Genomic DNA, 4,803 nt, shown 5'->3' with positions numbered 1-4,803 from the left:
TGCTGCTCGGCGAGCCGTTCGACGCCGAGGCGGCTCGCGCCGGCGGCCTCATCAACGCCATCGTCGACGCCGCCTCGCTGCACGCCCACGCGCTCGCCAAGGCCAAGGCGCTCGCCGCCAAGCCGCGCCAGGCGCTGCTCGCCGCCCGCCGCCTTCTTCGCGGCGACGAAGCCGCCGTGCTCGCGCGCATGGACGAAGAGGTGAGGCTGTTCGCCGCCGCGCTGAAGTCGCCGGAGGCGCAAGTCGCGTTCACGGCGTTCATGAAGCGGTCCAAGGGCTAGCCACGCCGCGACTCACGCCGCGACAAGCGCGCCGGCCAGCGCCTTGGCGATCAGCGTGCGCGTCTCGTCGATCCCGTAGAGCGCGACGAACGAACCGAAGCGCGGCCCGCGCTCCTCGCCGAGCAGCACGGCGTAGAGCATGGCGAAAAACGCGCTCGACACGCCCGGCCGCTCCGGCGTCGCGCCCTTGGCGTCGAGGTCCTGGTAGCGCGGGATCGGCCGCGCGATGTCGTAGAGCGCGTGCTGGATGTCCTCGGCGGTGGTTTGCGGCCGCAGCGCGGCGAGCTTGGCCGACACCGCCTGCAGCGCGTCGCGTTCGACCGCGTCGGCGGGGCGATAGCGCTTCTTCGGCGCGACGAAGTCGCGGAAATAGGCGACCGCGTAATGGACGAGCTTGTCGAGGCGCGGGTGGGTCTGAGGCGTCGCGCTTGGCGCGTAGCGGCGCAGAAAGCCCCATAGCACCGCCGGATTGTCGCTGTTGGCGACCGCGGCGAGGTTGAGCAGCATGGCGAAAGAGACGGTCGTCTGTCCGTCGGCCCCATGCTCGAGCGTCTCGGCGGCCGGCGGCGCGCCGGAATGGATGTGCCAGACCGGGTTGCCGAGCCGTTCCCGCCATTCCTGGTGGGGGTAGGTTTCGAGGAAGCCGAGATAATCGTCGACCGTGCGCGGGATGACGTCGAAATAGAGCCGCTTCGCCGCGCTCGGCTTCTGGAACATGAACAGCGACAGGCTCTCCGGGCTGGCGTAGGTCAGCCATTCGTCGATCGTCAGGCCGTTGCCCTTCGACTTGGAGATCTTCTGCCCCTTCTCGTCGAGGAACAGCTCGTAATTGAAGCCGTCCGGCGGCGTCGCGCCGAGCGCGCGCACGATCTGCGACGACAGCTTGACCGAGTCGATCAGGTCCTTGCCCGCCATCTCGTAGTCGACGCCGAGCGCGTACCAGCGCATCGCCCAGTCGGGCTTCCATTGCAGCTTGCAATGGCCGCCGGTGACCGGCGTCTCGAACTCTTCGTCGGTCGCCGGATCGCGCCAGCGAATCGTCCCTTTTTCAGCGTCGAGGCCGATCAGCGGCGCCTGCATGACGATCCGGGTTCGCGGATGAATGGGCAGGAACGGCGAATAGGTCGCCGCGCGTTCCTCTCGCAGAGAGGGCAGCATGATCTGCTGCACGGCGTCGAAGCGCTTGAGCATGTGCAGCAGCGCGGCGTCGAAGCGGCCGGACTTGTAATAGGCGGTCGAGGAGGCGAACTCGTAGTCGAAGCCGAAGCTGTCGAGGAAGCCCCTGAGCCGCGCATTGTTGTGGGCGGCGAAGCTGTCGTATTCGCCGAACGGGTCCGGCACTTCGGTGAGCGGCTTGCCGAGGTTGGCCTGGATCAGTTCGCGGTTGGGGATGTTGTCGGGCGTCTTGCGCAAACCATCCATGTCGTCGGAGAAGGCGACCAGCCGCGTCTCGATCTTATCGTCGGTCAGGACCCGGAAGGCGTGGCGCACCATGGTCGTGCGCGCGACTTCGCCGAAGGTGCCGATATGCGGCAGCCCCGACGGCCCGTAGCCGGTCTCGAACAGCACGCTTTTCTGGCCGGTGCGCTCAATCCGCGCGATCAGCTTGCGCGCCTCTTCGAACGGCCAGGCCTTGGAGACCTCAGCGGTCTCGCGCAGGGCTGCTTGCGACATCAACCAGAACCTTCCCTCAGCGGGCGCGCCAGGGCGCGAGCCGCGCAAAGTAGGAAAGCGGCGAGCCAAGTCAATCATTAAGCCGCGAATTCGTCTGGTCGTCCGGGCGCCGGTCCGTCGCGGCGGGGCTGCGCGACCAAAGCGGCGCTGGCCAAGCCGCGGCGTTGCGCCTTATGACGGGTCTGGGCAGGACAGCCGCCGCCGGCTTGGCCAGGGAGCTTCGAAGTCATGGCTGATGCGAAATCCGCCTTCCTTTGGGACGATCCGTTCCGTTTCGCCGACCAGCTCTCCGAGGAGGAGACGCTGATCAGGACGACGGCGCGCGACTACGCCCAGGACAAGCTGCTGCCGCGCGCGATCGAGGCCTACGCCAAGGAGAAGAGCGATCCGGCGATCTTCGCCGAGATGGGCGCGCTCGGCCTGCTCGGCGCGACCATCCCGGAAGAATACGGCGGCGCCGGCGCTTCCTACGTCGCCTACGGCCTCATCGCCCGCGAAGTCGAGCGGGTCGACAGCGGCTATCGCTCGATGATGAGCGTGCAGTCGTCGCTGGTCATGCATCCGATCCACGCCTACGGAACGGAAGCGCAGAAACGCAAATACCTGCCCAAGCTCGCGCGCGGCGAAGCGATCGGCTGCTTCGGCCTCACCGAGGCCGACGCCGGCTCCGACCCCGGCGCGATGCGCACGCGGGCCGAGGCGGTCGAAGGCGGCTATCGCCTCCATGGCGCGAAGATGTGGATCTCCAACGCGCCGATCGCCGACGTCTTCATCGTCTGGGCGAAGTCGGACGCGCACGATGGCGCAATCAAGGGCTTCGTGCTGGAAAAGGGCCTGGGCGGCCTTTCGGCGCCGAAGATCGAGGGCAAGCTGTCGCTGCGCGCCTCGGTCACCGGCGAGATCGTGCTCGACAATGTCGAGGTCGGCGAGGACGCGCTGCTGCCCGGCGTCGCCGGGCTGAAGGGCCCGTTCGGCTGCCTCAACCGCGCCCGCTACGGCATCGCCTGGGGCGCGATGGGCGCCGCCGAGGATTGTCTTACGCGCGCGCGCCAGTACGGGCTCGACCGCAAGCAGTTCGGCCGGCCGCTCGCCCAGACCCAATTGTTCCAGAAAAAGCTCGCCGACATGCAGACCGAGATCGCGCTCGGCCTGCAGGCGGCCTTGCGGGTCGGGCGGCTGTTCGACCAAGGCAAGGCCGCGCCGGAGATGATCTCGCTGATCAAGCGCAACAACTGCGGCAAGGCGCTCGACGTCGCGCGGTTGGCGCGCGACATGCTTGGCGGCAACGGCATCCATGGCGAGTACCACGTCATGCGCCACCTGCAGAACCTCGAGACGGTCAACACCTACGAGGGCACGCACGACGTCCACGCGCTGATCCTCGGCCGGGCGATGACCGGCCTGCAGGCGTTCTTCTGAAAGGGCGGGCTTAAGATGGCGACGGAAAAGCCGCTGGCGGGCGTGCGCGTGCTGGAGCTCGCGCGCATTCTCGCCGGGCCGTGGTGCGGCCAATTGCTCGCCGATCTCGGCGCCGAGGTGATCAAGGTCGAGCGGCCGGAAGTCGGCGACGACACCCGCGCCTGGGGCCCGCCGTTCGTCGCCGACGCCAAGGGCGGCGCCTGGGGCTCGGCCTATTACCATGGCTGCAACCGCGGCAAGCGCTCGCTCGCGGTCGATTTCGAAAGCGACAACGGCCGCGCGACGATCCGCCGTCTCGCCGGCGCATGCGACGTGGTGATCGAGAATTTCAAGGTCGGCGGCCTGACGAAATTCGGCCTCGACGCCGACAGCCTGCGCGCCGCTTTTCCGCGCCTCGTCTATTGCTCGATCTCCGGCTTCGGCCAGGACGGCCCCTACGCCGAGCGGGCCGGCTACGACTACATCATCCAGGGCATGAGCGGCCTGATGGACATCACCGGCGAGCCGGAGCGCGAGCCGCAGAAAGTCGGCGTCGCGGTGGTCGATCTCTTCACCGGCGTCTACGCCTCGACCGCGATCCTCGCCGCGCTGAGACGGCGCGACCGCGACGGCATCGGCGCGCATATCGACATGGCGCTGATGGACTGCGCCGTCGCCATGCTCGCCAACCAGGCGATGAACTATCTCGTCTCCGGCCGCTCGCCGAGCCGGCTCGGCAACGCCCACCCCAACATCGCGCCCTACCAGGTGTTCGCCGTCGCCGATGGCCATGTCATCGTCGCGGTCGGCAACGACCGGCAGTTTGGCGGCCTCTGTCGCGCGATCGGCGCCGAGGCGGCCGGCGCCGAGCCGGATTTTGCGACCAACCCGCTGCGCGTCGCCAACCGCGCCCGCCTCGCATCCGCGCTGGCGCCCTTTCTCTCCGCCCTCGCCCGCGCCGAGCTGCTGGCGAAGCTCGAAGCGGCCGGCGTGCCGGCGGGGCCGATCAACCGCATCGCCGACGTGTTCGCCGATCCGCAGGTCGTCCATCGCGGCCTGAGGCTCGATCTCGTCGGCGACGACGGCGCGCGCGTTGCCGGAATCGCCTCGCCGATCGTCATCGACGGCGTGCGGATGGCCTCCGATCGCCCGAGCCCGCGCCTCGGCGAAGCGAACGGCGTCGACGCGACGCGCTAGAGAATTCCCGCGGCAGACGGCGACCGTCGGCCAGGCTTGTTTCCCGCCTGGCGTGATGAAGGCGACCAACGGCGCCGGCGCCTTTGCCCTGGTCAACACCGGCGTGACGCCGGTCGTCTTGTCGCACCGCTTGCTGACGACCAACGCCTATCGGCTCGGCGAAGAGACGACCGCCAGGGGTGGAAGCATCGGACGCAAGCGGCGCTTTCGCTCCGCCAAGCAAACAATGAACAATGCTGATTCGTGCCGATCA

5 protein-coding genes are annotated in these 4,803 nt (G+C 68.5%); 4 read left to right on the top strand and 1 reads right to left on the bottom strand.

Translation table 11 applies throughout. The annotated features are described in order from the left end of the window. On the top strand, nucleotides 1-281 hold a 281-nt coding region (locus ABSF49_RS20125; RefSeq protein WP_490363333.1), incomplete at its 5' end, for a Clp protease/crotonase-like domain-containing protein. Between the two features lie 12 nt (nucleotides 282-293). Here ABSF49_RS20125 and ABSF49_RS20120 read toward each other — a convergent pair. Then, on the bottom strand, nucleotides 294-1,955 hold the full coding sequence (locus ABSF49_RS20120) for a lysine--tRNA ligase (RefSeq protein WP_424114415.1): 1,662 nt from the start codon (nucleotides 1,953-1,955) through the stop codon (nucleotides 294-296). Between the two features lie 228 nt (nucleotides 1,956-2,183). On the opposite strand from ABSF49_RS20120, the gene ABSF49_RS20115 reads away from it, so the two are divergent. From ABSF49_RS20115 to ABSF49_RS20105, 3 genes are all read left to right on the top strand, one after another. After that, complete coding sequence (locus ABSF49_RS20115; RefSeq protein WP_424114414.1) at nucleotides 2,184-3,374, top strand: acyl-CoA dehydrogenase; 1,191 nt, start codon at nucleotides 2,184-2,186, stop codon at nucleotides 3,372-3,374. A gap of 15 nt (nucleotides 3,375-3,389) precedes the next feature. Continuing rightward, nucleotides 3,390-4,550: a CaiB/BaiF CoA transferase family protein gene (locus ABSF49_RS20110; protein ID WP_424114413.1), complete on the top strand. Its 1,161-nt coding sequence runs from the start codon at nucleotides 3,390-3,392 to the stop codon at nucleotides 4,548-4,550. Nucleotides 4,551-4,605: 55 nt separating this feature from the next. Beyond that, on the top strand, nucleotides 4,606-4,803 hold a 198-nt coding region (locus ABSF49_RS20105; RefSeq protein WP_424114412.1), incomplete at its 3' end, for a hypothetical protein.

The sequence above is a fragment of the Roseiarcus sp. genome, assembly GCF_049514155.1.
Classification (GTDB): Bacteria; Pseudomonadota; Alphaproteobacteria; order Rhizobiales; family Beijerinckiaceae; genus Roseiarcus.
This window is presented reverse-complemented; position numbering and strand designations above follow the sequence as displayed.

What these genes read in the sequence shown, in the direction of transcription:
- ABSF49_RS20110 (WP_424114413.1), top strand. Translation starts at nt 3,390, where the DNA reads ATGGCGACGGAAAAGCCGCTGGCGGGCGTGCGCGTGCTGGAGCTCGCG.
- ABSF49_RS20120 (WP_424114415.1), bottom strand. Translation starts at nt 1,955, where the DNA reads ATGTCGCAAGCAGCCCTGCGCGAGACCGCTGAGGTCTCCAAGGCCTGG.
- ABSF49_RS20115 (WP_424114414.1), top strand. Translation starts at nt 2,184, where the DNA reads ATGGCTGATGCGAAATCCGCCTTCCTTTGGGACGATCCGTTCCGTTTC.